The sequence below is a fragment of the Psychrobacillus sp. FSL K6-4046 genome (genome assembly GCF_038624605.1).
In the GTDB taxonomy this organism is placed as follows: domain Bacteria; phylum Bacillota; class Bacilli; order Bacillales_A; family Planococcaceae; genus Psychrobacillus.
Genome location: NZ_CP152020.1, coordinates 1,059,978 through 1,078,272, shown reverse-complemented (window position 1 = coordinate 1,078,272; position 18,295 = coordinate 1,059,978). Strand labels below are relative to the sequence as shown.

Here is an 18,295-nt window from a genome sequence, read left to right as displayed (position 1 = left end):
AATCTATATAATTGCAAAAAAAGACTCAGAAAAAGTTTTTTTAAAAAAAGGCTGAGCCTTCAGATTGGTTATATTAAGCTGAAAGTTAAAACAGGAACCAACTCCATTCTTGTTAGAATTAAGGCAGGCTGGTGCAATAACCAGAGTAGAATTAATCTCCCATGAGTGCTACTCGTATTGAGTGCGACAGTCTGTGATGCACCGTGATCGTTGGAGTCAGACTAACGGAAGGGCTCTAAGGCACCATAGTTCATCAACCTTCTTCGGCAGCCATACTAATCTATATCCGTTCTGAAACAATTTTTATCCTCTGCGGTGCAGCTTTTTTTTCTGCATGGATGGCTAACGGGGCATTAGTTGAAGAAGGAATTCTCCAGAATTTATAGAAGATATATATAAGTTAAAAAATAATACTTAAAGGGTGAGTAAATATTGGGTTCAAGAATAATGCACTTGGTAATTGCTAATAGAATTGCAGAGAGTCTATTAATAGAAGATAGAACTTCATTTTTACTTGGAGGCATTGCAGCAGATGCTGTTTCCACTAATAAAGACTTATCACATTTTTTTAAAGGTGAGGTACAAGATTATTCAAGAAGCGTTGATTATAAAGGGTTTTTGCATAAATATAGTTCACAAGTAGAAAATCTATATATTTTAGGATATTTTACACATTTAATCGCTGATGATATTTGGCTAAAAGGTTTTTATCTTCCTTGGTTGAAAAACAGGATGGAAGAAAATAAAAAAATACTTAATTTATATCATAATGATTTCCGATTACTTAATGGAAAATTATTAGAATACTATGGTTTTACCGATGAATTAAGAAAAACCCTTAGTAAGTTTCCTACAATCTTAGATTTGGAAGAAGTTAGGTCTGAAGAGGTAAAAAAATTCGTTCCTTATATTTTAAGCGATATGGAATATGATAAGGAAGTTATAAATGAAAAACTTGATGTTTTTACGTTTAATCAGATAGTTGGTTATATAGAGACATCAGTTGATATGGGTTTATCAAATATAAAACCTTTACTTACTTAATATCTTTTTAAATATAATTTTCAACGAATAAGATGTTTTACTAAAGGGTTGCTTTAGTTGAAGAAGCATATGGAAAAGCTGTTGTGGTAAACATTTTGTTGTTGTAGTAAATGAGGTCATATGTTGTACAAAAGGATAGATGTATACAGGTATATTCTCCTGTTCATCTATCCTTTCCTTTTAACCTATATAATGTGTGACATTACATTAAATTATTTAGTTATAGAGTCTTATAATTATTTATTTGACTTTTAATAAAACTGGTGACATAGAGAGGGTTTTTCTTGTAATGTTTGATTTCACTGTTATTGAGATTCGCCGCTCTTTTTAATTATAGCATAGTGAATTACCTAAAGGTTTACTCATTATTGTCTCCACTCTCCAGCAATACAATTGGCACACAGATACTCTATATTAGCATACTAATTTAAACTTATTTACTTTACAAATGGACAGTTTTGTTAGGGAGATATTCGCTTCTATGATAATCTTAAAAATATGTGGACTCACGTATGGGGTATTTTATGTTATATAATTTAAAGTTAGGCCAAACAGGAATGTGAGAGAGTTTAGAGTATGCAAGTATGAGAAACAAAATAGTGAGTTTTACTATCAAAAGGAGCTTTCGCCTGAATTTTAACTCCAATCTTTTTGCTCTTTTCTTCTGTTTTTCTTGAACATTTTGTACTTTCATACTTTTTTTTCATACTTTTTTTGAATTTAAGTGAATTTTAGTTAAATGCAAGTGTAAATATACTACAAACAATTTCAAATTAAAAGAGGAAACCGTTACGGATTCCTCAATTCGAAAAATTATAAAATCGTTTCTAAGTGATTCTTAGGCCTTTAAAATAGATTATCAATTCTGAAAGGGTTCCTGATTTTCAAATAGTAATTACCATTTACTTAATGTAGAACGCAGCAATACTAAGCAACTCATCCAAGTCATTCAATAAGGTCTGGGCCAATTCACTTCTTTTAGTTGAAGAAGATTTAGTTGTAATTTGCCATCTCTCTCTATTCATGGTTGGAGGTTCTAAAAAGAAGGTTAACGGTAAATTGAGAGATTCTGTTATTTTTCTCATATTTTCATGATAGTGATTATGTTTAGACATTTTGCCTTCTATAATAAAGTGTAAAGTAGATGCTGATATGCCAGATATTCTTGAAATTGATGTTAACGTATATCCCTTGCAACGAATATAAGATAACATGTTTTGTCCAATTTCTTTTCGAATTTGATAAGGATATAAAGTCAATTGAATACCTCCCTAATCTTTTATGATGCTTTTAATCTAATCCAAATTAGAAGTTGCCATTATGTAAAGGCATCTGGAAAAATTCTCTTTCATATTTTCTTCATCATTTGACCAATTCATTTCCCAATTTTGAAGGTCTTTATTAATCGTTTTGTCCAAAAAAGTCATTAGAACTTTAGCAAGTAAATAACTTTCACTTTCATCTTCAAAAATTCTTTTGGTTAACTCCGGAATACCCTTAATGAAATCCTTTCTTTCGATGTTAGTAATCATTACCATCCAAACTTTCATCATTTATAGGTAAAAATCTATATTGACCTTGTACAACTTCAGTAATAGGAAATATAAAGCAGTTAGCATTGACATCTTTATTTCTAGCTTTGAAAACCAAAACCACTTGTAGTATTGAATCATCTAGATTAAGTCCATAAAAACTGATTGTTGTAAGCTCTGTATTTAAGTTATCTCTTGTTATAGTACCTTCTAGGGTAAAATCATTAGAGATAAAGCTAAAACCTCTTTCAGAGGTTACTCTTAACGTGTTCAAAGAACTCTCTTGAGTTATCCAAAAATTTTTCGCTGGCCCTATCCACCCGTCAAATAACATTTGATCCTTTTGTAATAGTAAGAAATTGGACATTCTTAACTCCTTCAGTAAATGCCTATATACATCCTGGTCTATATAGGGAAACTCTATTACAACTGCTACGCCATAATCCTTTGCATCCCCCCCCCAATAAATCAAATTACTTTTTGTATAGACATCCATATTTACACTCCTTTTTTGACAATAAAAAAAGCCATTGACTATAGGTAACAAAATGTTTTTTTTTTTAAAACATCGTTACCCATAGTCAATGGACTTCAAGAATTATTGTTATGTTATTATTATATCGTAAAACTTTTATCAACATTATGCAAGGAGTTAAAAAAAGCCTTTATAATTAAAATTGTTAGAACTAATTTATAATTCAATCTTATTAGCAAAAGTATTACATTGTTTGCCTAGTTAGAATGTCGATTATGAGTCAATCATCGAACAGCCGAAATCTAAATTAAAATCGGCTTTATAATAGCTTATTGGAATCTTAACTATACTTTGAAGTTAAAACATAGTTGCTACTAGTTCGTTTCTTTAACCAAATTGCTTTTTCCATTGTTCTATTTTGGCTAACAACTCTTTGTTTCTTTTACTCAACCTTGAAGGGCTAGTGATTTTCGTAATTCTTTTTGAAGTTGGCAAATTCAGTTTTCCATCTTTTTTCATTCACTTTTCCTCCTATATTTTCTTTTCCTCTTCATTTATACGCATTACCATAGAATCCATTTACCCTTGATTTTCTATTACATTTGTAAACATGTTATGTCTAATAAACTTGGCAATTTATCAATCTTATAAGCTTGAGGAATAGTGATCGGGTTTAAATTTAATTCTTTGAAATTCTGAAGTCTCTTATTATACGCATCTTTTTTAATTGAGTCAGGGTAAAATTTATTTAACGGAGTATCTAAATTTCCTTTGGACACTTTTCCCAAAAAATGTTTCAATCGTCTCCTAACTGTTAAACTGTATTTGCTTGAACTTATCAACTCTTCCGCCAAATCATAACAATAAAAGTCCCCTGATGGGAATATTTGTAGTAAATACTTTTGAACATACTCTTGAAAGACATCTATCTTAAAAAAAGAATATAAACATTTAATTTCCCCAGTCCCTTTAACCCTATTATAAATATGCGGATTTTTTAAACGAATTTCAAATCTGATCATGTCACGTTCCCATTCCATCGGCTCTCTATTTTGGTATTTACAATGTTCATTTTTGTCATAAATAGTTGTCTGAATACTTTTACAGGAATGATAAATGGTAGTTTTGTAGTTATTTTGTTTTTTTAGTCGTTTGAAATTACTTTTAGTTTTATTATATAGAAGTAAATATAATTCTCTGTCAATGGCTTTAGGGACTTTTCTATCAATCCTATAATCTATTCTGATTAAATTATGATGGTCATAAAGTGATTCGTCCCCATACACCATTTTTAATGATAACTTTACAAAGCGTTTAATTCGCCAATAATCTGCTTCCACGATAAAACCACTATTTAATATTTTAGTTACATCAATAATTATACTACACCTATAAACACCATGTGATTTGTACTGTCTAGCAGAAATACCGATAAAATTGTTTAGTTTCATAATTTGGTTAAAGGACATCCATTTCCCGTGATTGCTATCTTTATGATATACATGTTCTGGTGTTAATTCTATGAATAAATGAGCTGTATGTATCATCATCTATTTCCCCCTCTTATTTTGTGTACAAATGCTAAAATCTACTGTATTATCAATGGTTTTAGAAATAAAAGTCGTCTTTATAAGAGCTATATTTATTTCTTTCAAAGAGGAGATCTTAGTCAATCATGAAAATTGCTAACTCTCTTCCATCGTCACCTCTACAAATGTTTAATTACATGATGCTATACAATACGTACTTAAATAATTCCATTCCTAAGAAAGTAGGAGAAGTAATACATAAAGTATTTCAACGAACTTCCTCTACTAAAGAATTTATTGGTTTATTTCTTAACAGCTAACATATTTTGAATAATTCTAGTAAAAGATGCTTAGCATATATTGTTCAATTAAAAAGGAGCGATTTATCGCAATTAATAAGGGGGATTTCGATGTTAGAAGAAAATCAGATAGTACGAACTTTGGGAGGAAACTTAAAAATAGCCAGAACAAAAAAAGGGATGTCAATCAAAGAACTAGCGGAAGCGATTGATGTTACAGCACCTTATTTGGTTCGTATAGAAAACAATCTCATTAATAATATTGGAATAATCACTTTCTCAAAAGTTTGTTATGCATTAGATTTATCAGATACACAAGTACTGGATATAATTAAATTCTTTAAATAGTTAGATTAATAACATAAACAAAAAGTAGCTTCTATTATATTAGAAGCTGCTTTTTGTTTATTTACATATTCTTTCGCTCCCTAAGGTACAAATATAAAGTTTATTGGTAATTGAGGTCAGACAGGGTACGACCGTTTTTTACACTTTCAAGGCTTGCTTTCCTTTATTCTTATATTGACCAAGTTGCTAGTACAGGGTCAAACAGGGTTCGCCCACTTTTTCTACTTACAAGACTTGCTTTCTTTTATTCTTGTAGTAGGGCCCAGTTGCTCGTACAGATTCAAACAGGCTTCAACAGCTTTTCTTACTTCTGGTGAATCAGTTCTTTTATTATAGATTCATGAATGAAATTTAGCATAAGATTACGCTGGTTGAATCGCACACCGTAAGAATTTAGATAAACCAAATATAAATTAAAAGGAGAGGTTTTAATGAATGGCATTGAAGATCACATAATCGAAAGTATTAACAAAATGGAAGAATTAATCATGAGTTTTGCAAACCAAAAGTCTCATTTTCCGAAAGATAACGAACCAATTAGAGAATGGATGACTCTAGCCGAAGCTGCTAAATATGCTGGTGTGTCTAATAATACTTTTTCAAAATTCAGGCTATTAGGGTTAAAAGTATCCCATGTAGAGGGCATCAAAAGAGTATCTCGGAAGGAAATTGATAATTTTTTAGAAAAAAATAGTTTTTAGATAATTGAGTTGGAGAGTAATCATCTATGGAGTAGTTTATATAACACAAAGAATCATTTATAATAACCCTAGAGGAATACCTCTCCTTTTATTTTTGTCCCCACAACAAATAGGAGGAATTGACATGGCAAAGAAAAAAGTATCACCTATCAAAAGCTACAAAATGAAAAATGGTGAGACACGATACAAGTTTCCAACATATTTAGGTGTTAATCCACTAACCGGTGAACAAATGCGTTCATCAAGGAGTGGCTTTAAAACACGTAGGGAAGCTGAGTTAGCATTAGCTCGCATTAAGCTAGAAGTTTCAAATGGCACATACCAACAACAACGTGCGGAAACATACCAAGAAGTATACGACTTGTGGGTAAAGCAATATGAAAAGACTGTAGAAGAAAGCACATATGTAAAAACTATTGGCCTTTTTAAAAATCATATTTTACCTAAAATGGGTAGTTATAAAATTGCAAAGATACATGTAGATGTATGTCAAAAACATGTGGATGAATGGGCAACGAAGTTAAAGAAGTATCGCATGTTAAAATCTTATGCTGCTAAAGTGCTAGACTTTGCAATTAAGCGGGACTATATACAAACGAATCCGTTTGCACTTGTAGACTTACCCACTAATACTTCTAAAAAGGCTAAAGGAGGAGATGAAGATAAAGTGGAAAACTTCTACACACGGGAGCAGCTTATTGAGTTCCTAGCATGCTTAGAACGTGATAGTAATCAAAAAGCGTATGTCCTTTTCCGCTTACTCGCTTTCAGTGGAATGCGTAGGGGCGAAGCCTTGGCTCTTACATGGAATGACCTAGACTTCACAACAAACGAATTACGCATTAACAAGGCTCTCTCACTTGGTAAAGATAACCGACTATATGTTAAATCTACGAAAACAGGTATTGCCCGTACAATTAAAATGGACGACAAGACAATGGCTATTTTAAAAGAGTGGAAGAAGAAGCAAAAACAAGATTATTTAATACTTGGCTTCAATACAATGCAACCAAAGCAACTTGTATTTAGTAATGAACGTAACGAACACATACAACTTACAAAAATTCGTAAATGGATTGTGCAAGTACAGGATAAATATAAGCTAGGCACAATCACAACGCATGGTTTACGCCATACACATTGTTCATTATTATTTGAAGCAGGTGCTAGTTTGAAGGAAGTACAAGATCGTTTAGGACATACTGATGTAAAAACCACAATGAACATTTATGCTCATGTTACCAAAGCAGCAAAAGAAGGAGCAATACAAAAGTTCGCAAACTATATTGAAATATAGTTTGTAGATAACAACGTTTTAAACTACGTTCGATTGATATTCATTAAAATTATATGAATATACAAAAAGAAAAAACCCTTGATTACCAAGGGTTTTGACGTTCATTGAAACTCAATGAAATTGATATATGGAGACGGCGGGATTTGAACCCGCGTCCAGAAACTCTAACACTTAAGCTTCTACGCGTGTATCTTACCTATTTGAAGTTTCGCGTAGCATTATGCCGATAAGCGGGCGTCCTGTACGCTAACTTGGAAATCTCTTGCTGACAGCTCAAGTGGCACTGCCAACTGTATCCCACTAAGAGTGAGCTCTACCTAGCCACATGGGCGATGGATAGATAAAGCAGATCCGAGCTTACGCTGCGAATGCTAAGTTGTTGTTTGTTTTGCCTGTTATTATAAGGTCCGTTTTTACAGAGCCGAGCCTCTGACGCGCAACTCAAGCTTAGACTATCCCTGTCGAATCCATAACGTCCCCGTTTATGGAATAATGTAAGCTTCGTTACATTGATAACTATACATCAAATTAGGTCAAAATTCAAGTGGTACGTACTTCCACTCCAGATAACGAGGAAGTGCCTTAGCGTTGTGCATCCTTGAATGCTCGTTCGATGTCTCGTTTTGCTTCTTTTTTCTTTAATGTGTCGCGCTTGTCGTAATCCTTTTTCCCTTTACCGATGCCGATTAGTACCTTCGCGTAGCCGTTCTTCAAGTACATCTTGAGCGGTACGATGGTGAAGCCCTCACGTTTTGTTTCGCCGATCAGCGAACTGATTTGCTTCTTGTGTAGCAATAGCTTGCGAGAACGCAGCGGATCGTGGTTGAAGCGGTTACCCTGCTCGTATGGGCTGATGTGCATGTTGGAGATCCACGCCTCGTTGTTGCGGATGCGCACGAATGCGTCCTTTAGCTGCACCTTCCCGTTACGAATGGATTTGATCTCGGTCCCTTGTAGGACGATACCCGCCTCGATTGTTTCCTCGATAAAATAGTCATGATTGGCCTTCTTGTTTTGTGCTAGTGGCTTGTCGTCATGCTTTTTTGCCATTCTATTCACCCCTGTCTAAAGCTAGGTGGAGCGACCTAGGCCGCTCCCTCTTTATTTTTTCTTTGGTCGCTTGCGTTTTTGAGATTTCTTCGCAACGCCCTCGTAGAATTTCTTTTTCTGATTTGGTCCTTTTTTCGGTCCTGGCTGTGATTTGTCTTTTCTATCCTTGCCAGAGCCTTTTTTCGATGCATGGATGACCTTAGGGCTTTCCTTACGCGTGCTACGGCCAAACGCTTTCTTCATGCCGACTACCTCGAAGTCGATGGCAGCTTCCTCTGGTTTTACGCCAGAGACTTTTACCGTCACCTCGTCACCGATACGGAACTGCTTACCAGAGCGCTCCCCGATCATCATCATTTGACGGTCGTCAAAGCGATAGTAGTCGTCTGTCATGTTCGTTACATGGACAAGACCCTCAATCGTATTTGGAAGCTCGATGAACATACCGAAGTTCGTAACTGAGCTCACGATACCCTCGAATTCCTCACCGATTTTATCAGCCATGTATTGCGCTTTTTTCAGTGCATCCGTGTCACGCTCTGCATCTACTGCGCGGCGCTCGCGTTTGGATGTATGCTCTGCGATGTCATCGATGATCGCACCCCAATGGTTAACCGTTGCGGATGAAACATCCCCATTCACTAAATACGTACGGATCAGACGGTGTACGATCAAGTCAGGGTAACGACGGATCGGAGAGGTGAAATGTGTATAGAACTCGGTCGATAAACCAAAGTGACCTAGACATTCTCCGTAATATTTTGCCTGCTGTAAAGAGCGAAGAAGCATCGTCGAGATAACTGGCTCCTCTGGCATTCCCTCGATGCTTTCAATGATTTCTTGAAGTGCTTTCGGGTGAATGTCATTGCCGGTTCCTTTTACAACTAAGCCGAAGTTCGTTAGGAAGCCGAAGAAACGCTGAAGCTTTTCTGGCTTAGGATCTTCATGGATACGGTAAATGAACGGCACATCCATCCATTTAAAGTGCTCTGCAACGGTTTCATTGGCAGCTAGCATGAATTCCTCGATTAGCTTCTCAGCCACCGTACGCTCGCGAATAGCGACCTCTGTTGGCCAGCCATCGTCATCTACTAAAATTTTAGCCTCTGGGAAGTCAAAATCGATTGCTCCGCGTTCCTCGCGTTTCTTTCTAAGCACTGCTGCAAGCTCTGCCATGTTCTCGAACATTGGCACAAGGTCCTTATAGCGCTCGATTAAGTCCTCATCTTTTTCTTCTAAAATTTTATAAACGTCTGAGTAAGTCATTCGCTCCGTTGTGCGGATCACACTTTGGAAAATCTCATGGGATGTCACCATACCAGAGCCGTTGATGATCATTTCACATGAAAGCGTTAAACGATCGACCTGTGGATTCAATGAACAAATACCATTCGATAGACGGTGTGGAATCATTGGAATAACACGGTCTGTTAAATACACACTCGTTCCGCGGTCATATGCCTCGCGGTCAAGCGCTGATCCCTCTGTTACATAGTGGCTTACGTCTGCAATATGTACGCCAAGCTTATATGTACCGTCAGGCAGCTTCGTTACGGTAACTGCATCATCCAAGTCCTTCGCGTCTGCTCCATCAATCGTCACAATCACTTCATCGCGAAGATCTCTGCGTCCTTCTAAATCACCTTCTGCGATTTGGTCCGGCACCGCTTCTGCTTGGTCGATTACCTCTTTCGGGAAGTCGATTGTGATTCCGTGCTTGTAGATAATCGATAGAATATCGACACCCGGATCATTTTTGTGACCAAGAATTTTCGTTACGATTCCTGTTGCAGACTTTCTTTCATTCGGCCAGTCCGTGATTTCTACGACTACCTTGTGACCGTCTACTGCACCTAATGTGTCGCCTTTAGCGACGAATACGTCCATTGGCACTTTCTTGTCATCCGGTATTACGAAGCCGAAGCCTTTATTGTCCTGGAACGTTCCGACAACCTGAGACATTCCACGCTGCGTGATTTTGATGATCGTACCTTCTCTGCGGTCTCCAGATGATTCCTTCGATACGCGTACAAGCACCTTGTCACCGTTTACTGCTCCGTTAATTTCCGTAGGGGGAATAAAAATATCATCCATTCCACTTTCCTCCGGTGTCACAAAGCCGAAGCCTTTTGCGTGACCGATGAAGCTCCCGACGATTAAATTCATGCGAGATGGGACACCATAACGATTAGATCGTGAACGGACAACTGCTCCAGCGTCCTCCATGGACACTAGCGTTTTGACTAGCTCCTTGAAGTCGTCGGCCTCGGTCATTTCAAAATGGTCCTCTAGCTCCTTCGTGGTCATCGGTTTATATTCTTCTGAATTCATTAATTCTAATAATTGTTCTTTCATATTTTCCATCTAAACATCCCTCCCTTTTCAGCGTGTGCGGAAATGGCCTATTTTACACATTCCAATCCAGCGATTCTAAAAAGTTTAATATATCTTCATGTAGCGTTTCCTTTTCTGGTCCTAGCGTAATAACGTGGCCAGATTCCTCGTACCAGTTCAGCTTTTTCTCTAGTGATTCTGACTGCTCGTAAATATAGTTCGCAGAGTTTATATCAATCACCGAGTCCTTTTTGCCCTGTGTCACGAGAAGCGGAGCATATATATGATCCACATGATCGCGGACCTCGTAGACGAATTCACGCAGCTCGCCCAATGTCTGCATCGGGTTTTGGCGAATCTTCTCTACTTCTTCTTCTATTTGCTCGTCGCTTTTACCTTCATATTTCTTGTATTCCTTGGCATATTTTATGACGCCCTCGAACATAACGTCCGTCGTTTTCATTGTCATCGGTGAGCACATCGTTACGATTCCCTTTACAGGCACTGTATACCCCAATTTCAACGAAAATACGCCTCCAAGCGATAATCCGGCTACCGCAATCTCGTCATAGCCAGCTGCCTTTAAGCGGTCGTATGCCTTCATGACGTCCTTCCACCAGTCTTTCGGACCTGTTTCGAGCAGCTCCTCTGGCGGCACACCGTGTCCCTTATAGTGCGGCGCAAGTGAGGTGTAGCCATTCTTTTCTAAAAAACGTCCAAGCATTCGAACGTCTGACGAATTTCCCGTGAATCCATGTAATAATAATACCGCTCGCTTTCCAGCCTCAAAGAAGAACGGTTTTGGTGTTGTGATGCGCATTCCAATAAAACCTCCTGTTTCCATCAACACTGCTATTTTACTAGTATATACCTTTCCCTTATTAATTTTATCTTATGTATGCCCAAATATAAAAGAAAACGCCTAACCATTTGAAAGTATGGTTAGGCGTATACATTCGTTTTTTAAAATTTAGTAACAGCTATCGTTAATACGAAGAATAATACAGCAAGCACGATAGTCGCTCTATGTAAGATCAAATCCATACCACGAGCTTTCTGTTTTCCAAAGAGTTGTTCAGCTCCCCCGGAGATGGCTCCTGATAGCCCAGCACTTTTCCCTGATTGTAATAATACTACTACGATCAAAGCAAGCGAGACGATGATTAATAATGTCATTAATAATGTATTCATTGTTACACCTCCCGATTAGAACATCACAACAATATAATTTTACCAAATTTAAATAGAACTGACAACAGTCTATCAACTTTAAAGTAGTTATCTAAATAATATCATATATTTTCTCATAATCTAGCGTTAAAATGAAATAAGAAAGATTTAATGGTTTATATTGTCAAATACATAGAGAATGGGAAAGATTAATCGTGAACAAAAAATTATTTGCTATGACAAGCATTATCCTAGTAGCGTTAATCGCTATCGTGTATTGGTTTACATTAAAGGAAGAAACGAGACTACCATCGGACAATTGGAGCAGAACCTTTTCTGTGGAAACTCCTGCACACAATTATTCCAGCTTTCAAGTTTTGAACGAGGAAAATGGCTATGTGATCACGCTTCGAAACTTCAAGGAGCAGGCTATTCTCTCCTGTGATTTAGATTTGAATTGTAAGGAGTCTCGTAACCTCGCTTTATCTAGCTCAAGCACGAATGTCTGGAGCAACGAGGCGGAATCTTATTTTATTAAAAATTATATGTTAATGCATGACGACACGGAAATCGCTCAGGACGTACAAAACTTCGTGAAATCTGGGGATGTGCTTGTCTATTGGACAAAGGACCACCAGCTAACCGTTTTGGATAACGGACAGGAGAAGTCTTACGAAGTGGCCGAGCCCATCTACGATGTAAAAATTATCGGGGATCACATATTGGCCATTACAAAGGAAAGCCAAGGAGATCGCTTCGCCGTCTATCATCTAGCAAACGAGCCGGTTCAGCTGTTCAAGCTAACGAGCACCGCAAGTCTAGTATCCTCTATTCAAATGATCGAGCAGTACCCAGGAGCATTCCTGCTGCTCATGGATACAACCATGGTTTCCGGTGGTGCGAAGACAAAGGTCATCCAACAAGCTGCCTTTGACCTGTCACCAAACCAAGCCATCCAGCTGTCGAAGCTATCGTTCCATCACGAGCAGGACGGTCGCACACTAGATGACATTACGCACGCCACGCTGTTTCAGCAGGACGGACAAACGCTAATCGCCTTTACCGCGACCCGTGCCGGCAATAAAAACCAAGTATTCCTCGGTGAGCTAGCTGGCGGTAAAGTGCTTGCCACCTCCTTAACGAAGGCAGGTACAAGATACGAGCGTCCAGTGATCCTCAATAAAGACGAGGTCGCTTTTCTAGAAATGAACGGCTCTCAAAGGGAATTAGTTTATACCTCCTCTGAACCTAGTAAAATAGAGGAAAGTAAACAAATCGCAAAAGAGGACTACAAGCAGGCAGCCTACACCCAGTTCAGCAAATCCTTTAACGGCTTAATGCTCGTCCTGTTCGGCTTCGCCTGGATCATCCTAGCCTTTGCGATCTCGTATATAAGTACAGCGGTTTTAAATCGTTTTAGATTTGAAAGAACGTATACGCTTGGATTTATCATTCATGTCGTATCTTTGTTGATATTACAGATTTTCTTCCTATATCGCTTCACGAAGGTCGAGACAACAATTGCGAACATCCCTTTCATTACAGAAAGCTGGCATTTCGTTGTTTTATTGATCGCCGGAAGCTTGCTGTCGACCGTACCATTACTTCTTGCCCGATATAAGCCGGAAGAAGATGATTACACGTATATGGTAATATACGCGACCTTTATGAATCTAGCCGTCCTATTTTTCTTGGTCGGACCTTATATATTTTAATAGAAAGAGAGCAGGAGTGGATTCCTGCTCTCTTTTACTTTGGATAGGCTACTATGACCTCTCCATCCTTTGAAATAGCCTGATAGGAAAAGGAATTCCAAGTACCTTTTACGTCTAATAAAACAAATTTCTTTTCATCGAATTCTATAAAAGAAATATTATTATATATCTTTCCATTAGCTGTTATCACTAAATCATCAATGAGAGGATCTTCTATGGACATGAGAAGAATGTACCCATTTTCATATCCGCTTGCTTGCCAAGGAATTAGGTCATCTGTTTCTGAAAGAATCTCACCCACACTTGCTATAACCCCTCTTTGCCCGGAGTAATTAATCATCTTCCATGTACCCATCCAATTTTGCTTTAGCCTAGCGACGACCGTGATAGAATGCGGAATCCTATAAAACGCTAACCACTCACCATCTTGCTGTATAATACCGTAAACCTCTTCCACGCTCGACGACCAATTTTTCGTGTTCCGCAAGACATCTTCCTCCGTGGGATCCTGGCTCCAATTGTAAATTACATAAACGATAAAGAAGGCAAATAAGGTACTCGCAATGAGAAGCTTTTTTATAGCTTTCACTCTCCTATTTATAACTCTAATTTGTTAAATAATACTAAATTAGCGTATGGAAGTATATAAGAGATTTTGATGAGGAGAGTGGGAGTGGGATTTACTCCGTATTTGGACGGGATTTAGGCTTTCCGCAAGGTTTGGCTTCATCTCCGCAAGGTTCTTCTCGGTCTCCGCAAGGTTTCAATTCATCTGTGCAAGGTTCCGCTCCGTCTCCGCAAGGTTCTCCAAGTTGCCGATGCATCCTCCCTTTTTGCGCAACACTTTGCCCCGTTTCTGCAACACTTCACCCCTTTGGCGCAACACTTACCTCATTTCCCGCAACACTTATATTTCCCGCAATACTTCCTCCCGTTCGCGCAACACTTTGCCCCATTTCTGCAACACTTCACTCCTTTGGCGCAACACTTACCTCATTTCCCGCAACTCTTTTATTTCCCGCAATACTTCCTCCGGTTCGCGCAACACTTTGCCCCATTACTGCAACACTTCGCTCCATTCGCGCAACACTTCCCCTATTCCTCGCAATACTTTCTCCCTCCTACTCTCCTGCTCCATACTCTCTTTTCCACAAAAAAACTCCTCAACACAAATGTGTTAAGGAGTTTTCACTAATCATTATTTTTTCAAGTTATAGAATGTATCTTTTCCTAGGTATTGAGCTGTGTTGTACAGTTGGTCCTCGATACGTAGAAGTTGGTTGTATTTTGCTACGCGGTCGGAGCGGGATGGTGCTCCTGTTTTGATTTGGCCAGCGTTTGTTGCTACTGCTAGGTCTGCGATTGTTACATCTTCAGACTCTCCTGAACGGTGGGAGATTACTGCTGTGTAGCCAGCGCGTTTTGCCATTTCGATTGCGTCGAATGTTTCTGTAAGTGTACCGATTTGGTTTACTTTCACAAGGATGGAGTTGCCTACGCCTTGCTCGATACCTTGTGCTAGTTTTTTCGTGTTTGTTACGAATAGATCGTCTCCAACTAGCTGCACTTTTTTGCCGATTCTATCTGTTAGAAGCTTGTGGCCAGACCAGTCGTTTTCGTCTAATCCGTCTTCGATTGAGATGATTGGGTATTTATTGCTAAGCTCTTCGTACCAATCTACCATTTCTTCTGAAGTTTTCACTACGCCTTCTCCAGTTAGGTGGTATTTGCCGTCTTCTTTGTTGAATAACTCAGAAGCTGCAACGTCCATTGCAAGAAGGACTTCTTCACCTGGTTTGTAGCCAGCTTTTTCGATGGCAGTCATGATAGTAGAAAGAGCTTCTTCGTTTGATTTTAAGTTTGGTGCGAATCCGCCTTCATCTCCAACAGCTGTGTTTAAGCCAGCATCTTTTAATACTGATTTTAAGCTATGGAAGATTTCAGCGCCCATGCGTAATGCGTGACGGAATGATTCTGCTCCTACTGGCATGATCATGAATTCTTGGATGTCTACGTTGTTGTCAGCATGCTCGCCGCCGTTTACGATATTCATCATCGGAACTGGAAGTTGCTTTGCGTTAAACCCGCCTAGGTATTGATATAAAGGTACATCTAAATAGTCTGCTGCAGCGTGTGCTACTGCGATAGAAACTCCTAGAATAGCGTTAGCTCCTAGGTTACCTTTGTTTTCTGTACCGTCTAGCTCGATCATGGCATGGTCGATTTCAACTTGGTCTAACACTGAGAAATTTTCTTCTAATTCTGCCGCGATTACGTTGTTCACGTTTTCTACCGCTTTTAATACACCTTTTCCAAGGTATCTTGATTTGTCGCCATCGCGAAGTTCTACCGCTTCGTATTCACCAGTAGATGCACCAGATGGTACGATTGCGCGGCCATATGCTCCGCTTTCTGTGAATACTTCTACTTCAACTGTTGGGTTCCCGCGTGAATCTAATACCTCACGAGCTTGAATTTGTGTAATAATTGGCATTTTCAACTCTCCGTTTCGATTAATGTTTTACCTGTCATTTCAGGCGGTGCTTCTATACCTAATAAGTGTAACATGGTTGGAGCCAAATCGGCTAAAATTCCATCTGTTCGAAGTGTTGCTCCTTTTTCGGTCACAATCACTGGAACAGGGTTGGTTGTGTGAGCAGTCATCGGATTCCCCTCGAGGGTCGTTACCTCATCTGAGTTCCCATGGTCTGCTGTAATGATGGCCTGGCCACCTTTTGCTAAAATAGCATCTACCACTTTGCCAAGGCAAGTATCCACTGCCTCGATTGCTTTTATAGTTGGCTCTAGCATACCGCTATGGCCGACCATATCTGGGTTAGCAAAGTTTAAGATGATTGCGTCGAATTTATCTAATGCAATTTCACCTAATAAAGCATCGGTTAGCTCGTAAGCACTCATTTCAGGCTTCAAATCATAGGTTGCCACTTTAGGAGAATTAATAAGAACTCGCTGTTCTCCAGGGAATGTCTCCTCACGGCCACCGCTCATAAAGAAGGTGACATGTGGATATTTTTCCGTTTCGGCAATACGTAGCTGTGTTTTATCACAAGCTGCCAGTACCTCACCGATCGTGTTCGATAAATCGACTGTTTCAAATACTACATCCGCGACCACGTCATCACTGTAATGTGTGAATGTCACTAATTTAAGATTTTTCGGATGCTTCTCGCTTAATGGGAAGCTATCGAATGAAGGTGTGTTAAGTGCCATCGATAATTGGATTGCACGGTCTGGTCGGAAATTAAAGAAGATGACCGCATCATTCGTATCAATTGTCGTAGCCGGCTGTCCATTTTCCTCGATGACAAATGGCAGGACAAATTCATCCGCAATATCTTCCTCGTACGATTTAAGAATCCCTTGCGTCGCGCTTTCCGCCGTTTTACCGACTCCATCAACCATTGCCTGATAAGCAAGGATGACACGCTCCCAGCGACGGTCACGATCCATTGCGTAGTAGCGTCCACTAATAGATGCAAACTTACCGATTCCGATTTCCTTCATTTGCTTCTCTGTTTCCGCAACATAAGCGACAGAAGTACGTGGTCCAACGTCACGGCCATCTAAAAAGCCATGTACAAGTACATCGTCTAGACCTTGCGCCTTAGCAAGCTTCAACAAAGCAAATAGATGAGAATAATGACTATGAACACCGCCATCTGATAGTAAGCCCATTAAATGCAGCTTACCACCTGTTTGCTTTACATGCTCAATTGCCGCTAACAGCTTTTGCTCTTGGAAAAATTCCCCGTCTCGAATCGATTTATGAATACGAGTCAGATTTTGATAGACGATTCTACCGGCACCGATATTTAAGTGACCAACCTCTGAGTTACCCATTTGTCCATCGGGTAGACCAACTGCCTCACCTGAAGCGATCAAGGTTGCATTCGGAAACTGGTTCCAGTAGCGATCGAAGTTTGGTTTTTTTGCATGAAACACGGCATTACCATACGTTTCGGGTCTTAGTCCGAAGCCGTCTAGAATAATGAGTGCAACTGGACTTTTAGGCATTTGCACCAGCCTCCAGTAATTTCACAAACGAATCTACCTGTAGGCTTGCCCCACCAACTAGTGCACCATCGATATCTTCCTTAGAAAGCAGCTCCACGATATTTTCAGGCTTCACGCTGCCGCCATATTGGATACGCACTGCGCTTGATACTTCTTCTCCAAAGCCATCTAAAATAGTCTCACGAATTGCACGACATACATCGTTTGCATCGTCAGCCGTGGCTGTCTTACCAGTTCCGATAGCCCAGATCGGCTCGTAGGCGATGATCGTGTTTTTCACTTGCTCCTCTGTTAAGCCTTCAAGAGCTGCTGTTGTTTGAGCGGAAACAATGCTTTCTGTTTCGTTGCTCTCACGCTGCTCCAATGACTCTCCAACACAAATGATTGGCGTCAAATTATATTCGAAGGCTGCCTTCGCTTTTTTATTGACGGATTCATCGGTTTCGTTGAAATATTGACGTCTTTCCGAGTGCCCAATCACGACATAGCTTACGCCGATATCTTGTAATTGGTGGCCGCTCACCTCACCAGTGAACGCACCTTCTTTTTCCTCATGCATGTTTTGTGCACCGATGGAAATGAAGGACCCCTTCGTCTCGTTCACTAATGACTCTAGGAATAAAGACGGAGCGCAGATTACGGCTTCTACATTCGTCGTGTCAATCTGTTTTTCTTTTAATTCGTTAGCAAATTGCTTTGCATCTGAAAGTGTTTTGTACATTTTCCAGTTTCCTGCGATTACTTGTTTACGCATAATAAAATCTCC

General features: G+C 39.1%; 20 protein-coding genes and 1 other RNA gene. 6 read left to right on the top strand and 15 right to left on the bottom strand.

All coding sequences use genetic code 11. The annotated features are described in order from the left end of the window. Nucleotides 1-432: 432 nt before the first annotated feature. Nucleotides 433-1,044, top strand: a complete 612-nt coding sequence (locus MKY09_RS05235; protein ID WP_342567770.1) for a zinc dependent phospholipase C family protein — start codon at nucleotides 433-435, stop codon at nucleotides 1,042-1,044. Nucleotides 1,045-1,946: 902 nt separating this feature from the next. Here MKY09_RS05235 and MKY09_RS05230 read toward each other — a convergent pair. The 5 genes from MKY09_RS05230 to MKY09_RS05210 all read right to left on the bottom strand — a co-directional run bounded on the left by MKY09_RS05230 (nucleotide 1,947) and on the right by MKY09_RS05210 (nucleotide 4,601). After that, nucleotides 1,947-2,303 (bottom strand): XRE family transcriptional regulator, encoded by a 357-nt coding sequence (locus tag MKY09_RS05230; RefSeq protein WP_342567769.1) that lies wholly within the window; start codon nucleotides 2,301-2,303, stop codon nucleotides 1,947-1,949. 36 nt (nucleotides 2,304-2,339) lie between these two features. Next, entirely contained in the window at nucleotides 2,340-2,582 is a 243-nt protein-coding gene (locus MKY09_RS05225; protein WP_342567768.1) for a hypothetical protein, read from the bottom strand. Then, a complete protein-coding gene (locus MKY09_RS05220; RefSeq protein ID WP_342567767.1) occupies nucleotides 2,566-3,072 on the bottom strand; it encodes a hypothetical protein in 507 nt (168 codons plus the stop codon). Before MKY09_RS05220 ends, MKY09_RS05225 begins: the two co-directional genes overlap by 17 nt. Nucleotides 3,073-3,438: 366 nt before the next feature. Beyond that, nucleotides 3,439-3,570 carry a hypothetical protein gene (locus tag MKY09_RS05215; protein ID WP_342567766.1) on the bottom strand — a complete coding sequence of 44 codons (132 nt, stop codon included), beginning with the start codon at nucleotides 3,568-3,570 and terminating at the stop codon, nucleotides 3,439-3,441. 77 nt (nucleotides 3,571-3,647) lie between these two features. Beyond that, nucleotides 3,648-4,601, bottom strand: a complete 954-nt coding sequence (locus MKY09_RS05210; RefSeq protein WP_342567765.1) for a hypothetical protein — start codon at nucleotides 4,599-4,601, stop codon at nucleotides 3,648-3,650. 125 nt (nucleotides 4,602-4,726) lie between these two features. Between MKY09_RS05210 and MKY09_RS05205 the strand changes: the two genes are divergently transcribed. The 4 genes from MKY09_RS05205 to MKY09_RS05190 all read left to right on the top strand — a co-directional run bounded on the left by MKY09_RS05205 (nucleotide 4,727) and on the right by MKY09_RS05190 (nucleotide 7,225). Next, nucleotides 4,727-4,900: a hypothetical protein gene (locus MKY09_RS05205; RefSeq protein ID WP_342567764.1), complete on the top strand. Its 174-nt coding sequence runs from the start codon at nucleotides 4,727-4,729 to the stop codon at nucleotides 4,898-4,900. Nucleotides 4,901-4,990: 90 nt separating this feature from the next. Continuing rightward, entirely contained in the window at nucleotides 4,991-5,227 is a 237-nt protein-coding gene (locus MKY09_RS05200) for a helix-turn-helix transcriptional regulator (protein ID WP_342567763.1), read from the top strand. A 431-nt stretch (nucleotides 5,228-5,658) separates the two neighbouring features. Beyond that, entirely contained in the window at nucleotides 5,659-5,928 is a 270-nt protein-coding gene (locus tag MKY09_RS05195) for a helix-turn-helix domain-containing protein (protein ID WP_342567762.1), read from the top strand. A 124-nt stretch (nucleotides 5,929-6,052) separates the two neighbouring features. Beyond that, entirely contained in the window at nucleotides 6,053-7,225 is a 1,173-nt protein-coding gene (locus MKY09_RS05190) for a tyrosine-type recombinase/integrase (protein ID WP_342567761.1), read from the top strand. Nucleotides 7,226-7,350: 125 nt separating this feature from the next. On the opposite strand, the gene ssrA is transcribed toward MKY09_RS05190, so the two are convergent. The 5 genes from ssrA to secG all read right to left on the bottom strand — a co-directional run bounded on the left by ssrA (nucleotide 7,351) and on the right by secG (nucleotide 11,800). Then, nucleotides 7,351-7,705: a transfer-messenger RNA gene (gene ssrA / locus MKY09_RS05185) on the bottom strand. A 102-nt stretch (nucleotides 7,706-7,807) separates the two neighbouring features. After that, on the bottom strand, nucleotides 7,808-8,275 hold the full coding sequence (gene smpB, locus MKY09_RS05180) for an SsrA-binding protein SmpB (protein WP_169359955.1): 468 nt from the start codon (nucleotides 8,273-8,275) through the stop codon (nucleotides 7,808-7,810). Between the two features lie 51 nt (nucleotides 8,276-8,326). Beyond that, complete coding sequence (gene rnr, locus MKY09_RS05175) at nucleotides 8,327-10,639, bottom strand: ribonuclease R (RefSeq protein WP_342559816.1); 2,313 nt, start codon at nucleotides 10,637-10,639, stop codon at nucleotides 8,327-8,329. 43 nt (nucleotides 10,640-10,682) lie between these two features. Then, on the bottom strand, nucleotides 10,683-11,429 hold the full coding sequence (locus tag MKY09_RS05170; RefSeq protein WP_298469003.1) for a carboxylesterase: 747 nt from the start codon (nucleotides 11,427-11,429) through the stop codon (nucleotides 10,683-10,685). A gap of 143 nt (nucleotides 11,430-11,572) precedes the next feature. Beyond that, entirely contained in the window at nucleotides 11,573-11,800 is a 228-nt protein-coding gene (gene secG / locus MKY09_RS05165) for a preprotein translocase subunit SecG (RefSeq protein WP_169359958.1), read from the bottom strand. 194 nt (nucleotides 11,801-11,994) lie between these two features. Here secG and MKY09_RS05160 point away from each other — a divergent pair, with 194 nt between their 5' ends. Next, nucleotides 11,995-13,494 (top strand): hypothetical protein, encoded by a 1,500-nt coding sequence (locus tag MKY09_RS05160; protein ID WP_342567760.1) that lies wholly within the window; start codon nucleotides 11,995-11,997, stop codon nucleotides 13,492-13,494. A 34-nt stretch (nucleotides 13,495-13,528) separates the two neighbouring features. On the opposite strand, the gene MKY09_RS05155 is transcribed toward MKY09_RS05160, so the two are convergent. From MKY09_RS05155 to tpiA, 5 genes are all read right to left on the bottom strand, one after another. Next, entirely contained in the window at nucleotides 13,529-13,981 is a 453-nt protein-coding gene (locus MKY09_RS05155) for a hypothetical protein (protein ID WP_342567759.1), read from the bottom strand. A 193-nt stretch (nucleotides 13,982-14,174) separates the two neighbouring features. Continuing rightward, nucleotides 14,175-14,318 carry a hypothetical protein gene (locus MKY09_RS05150; RefSeq protein WP_342567758.1) on the bottom strand — a complete coding sequence of 48 codons (144 nt, stop codon included), beginning with the start codon at nucleotides 14,316-14,318 and terminating at the stop codon, nucleotides 14,175-14,177. Nucleotides 14,319-14,692: 374 nt separating this feature from the next. Then, nucleotides 14,693-15,988 (bottom strand): phosphopyruvate hydratase, encoded by a 1,296-nt coding sequence (eno, locus tag MKY09_RS05145; RefSeq protein WP_342567757.1) that lies wholly within the window; start codon nucleotides 15,986-15,988, stop codon nucleotides 14,693-14,695. A gap of 2 nt (nucleotides 15,989-15,990) precedes the next feature. Beyond that, nucleotides 15,991-17,529: a 2,3-bisphosphoglycerate-independent phosphoglycerate mutase gene (gene gpmI, locus MKY09_RS05140; RefSeq protein WP_342567756.1), complete on the bottom strand. Its 1,539-nt coding sequence runs from the start codon at nucleotides 17,527-17,529 to the stop codon at nucleotides 15,991-15,993. Then, complete coding sequence (gene tpiA, locus MKY09_RS05135; RefSeq protein WP_342567755.1) at nucleotides 17,522-18,283, bottom strand: triose-phosphate isomerase; 762 nt, start codon at nucleotides 18,281-18,283, stop codon at nucleotides 17,522-17,524. Before tpiA ends, gpmI begins: the two co-directional genes overlap by 8 nt. Nucleotides 18,284-18,295 lie beyond the last annotated feature (12 nt).

Bases quoted from the DNA above. Each gene is read 5' to 3' on its own strand.
- MKY09_RS05225 (WP_342567768.1), bottom strand. From the start codon at position 2,582: ATGGTAATGATTACTAACATCGAAAGAAAGGATTTCATTAAGGGTATT.
- MKY09_RS05220 (WP_342567767.1), bottom strand. From the start codon at position 3,072: ATGGATGTCTATACAAAAAGTAATTTGATTTATTGGGGGGGGGATGCA.
- MKY09_RS05215 (WP_342567766.1), bottom strand. From the start codon at position 3,570: ATGAAAAAAGATGGAAAACTGAATTTGCCAACTTCAAAAAGAATTACG.
- MKY09_RS05210 (WP_342567765.1), bottom strand. From the start codon at position 4,601: ATGATGATACATACAGCTCATTTATTCATAGAATTAACACCAGAACAT.
- MKY09_RS05205 (WP_342567764.1), top strand. From the start codon at position 4,727: ATGAAAATTGCTAACTCTCTTCCATCGTCACCTCTACAAATGTTTAAT.
- MKY09_RS05200 (WP_342567763.1), top strand. From the start codon at position 4,991: ATGTTAGAAGAAAATCAGATAGTACGAACTTTGGGAGGAAACTTAAAA.
- MKY09_RS05195 (WP_342567762.1), top strand. From the start codon at position 5,659: ATGAATGGCATTGAAGATCACATAATCGAAAGTATTAACAAAATGGAA.
- MKY09_RS05190 (WP_342567761.1), top strand. From the start codon at position 6,053: ATGGCAAAGAAAAAAGTATCACCTATCAAAAGCTACAAAATGAAAAAT.
- smpB (WP_169359955.1), bottom strand. From the start codon at position 8,275: ATGGCAAAAAAGCATGACGACAAGCCACTAGCACAAAACAAGAAGGCC.
- rnr (WP_342559816.1), bottom strand. From the start codon at position 10,639: ATGGAAAATATGAAAGAACAATTATTAGAATTAATGAATTCAGAAGAA.
- MKY09_RS05170 (WP_298469003.1), bottom strand. From the start codon at position 11,429: ATGCGCATCACAACACCAAAACCGTTCTTCTTTGAGGCTGGAAAGCGA.
- secG (WP_169359958.1), bottom strand. From the start codon at position 11,800: ATGAATACATTATTAATGACATTATTAATCATCGTCTCGCTTGCTTTG.
- MKY09_RS05150 (WP_342567758.1), bottom strand. From the start codon at position 14,318: ATGCATCGGCAACTTGGAGAACCTTGCGGAGACGGAGCGGAACCTTGC.
- eno (WP_342567757.1), bottom strand. From the start codon at position 15,988: ATGCCAATTATTACACAAATTCAAGCTCGTGAGGTATTAGATTCACGC.
- gpmI (WP_342567756.1), bottom strand. From the start codon at position 17,529: ATGCCTAAAAGTCCAGTTGCACTCATTATTCTAGACGGCTTCGGACTA.
- tpiA (WP_342567755.1), bottom strand. From the start codon at position 18,283: ATGCGTAAACAAGTAATCGCAGGAAACTGGAAAATGTACAAAACACTT.